At 31.8% G+C, this 255-nt stretch carries 1 protein-coding gene; it reads left to right on the plus strand.

Translation table 11 applies throughout. From position 1 onward, the window contains the following. The coding region (tnpA, locus tag QMG30_RS24940) for an IS200/IS605 family transposase (protein WP_281819940.1) at positions 1 to 234 on the plus strand (234 nt) is incomplete at its 5' end. Positions 235 to 255 lie beyond the last annotated feature (21 nt).

Below are 255 nucleotides of genomic sequence, written 5' to 3' on the forward strand. Positions count from 1 at the left end.
TTAACAAAGAACTTACTATTTGAAACACCTCCCCAAGTGGAATTAGCAAAATTAGTTAATACTTTGAAGACTGTTTCTTCAAGACTGATTAGGAAAAAACATAGTGAATATTTAAAAGAATATTACTATAAACCCGTATTTTGGAGTAGAAGTTATTGCATTTTAACAACTGGAGGAGCAACAATAGAAATGATTGAGAAATATATTCGCCCTCAAGCAGGAGTTAAAGATTAAAAACCGTTCCGATTCATCTCC

The sequence above is a fragment of the Vallitalea longa genome (assembly GCF_027923465.1).
GTDB classification, from domain to species: Bacteria; Bacillota; Clostridia; order Lachnospirales; family Vallitaleaceae; genus Vallitalea; species Vallitalea longa.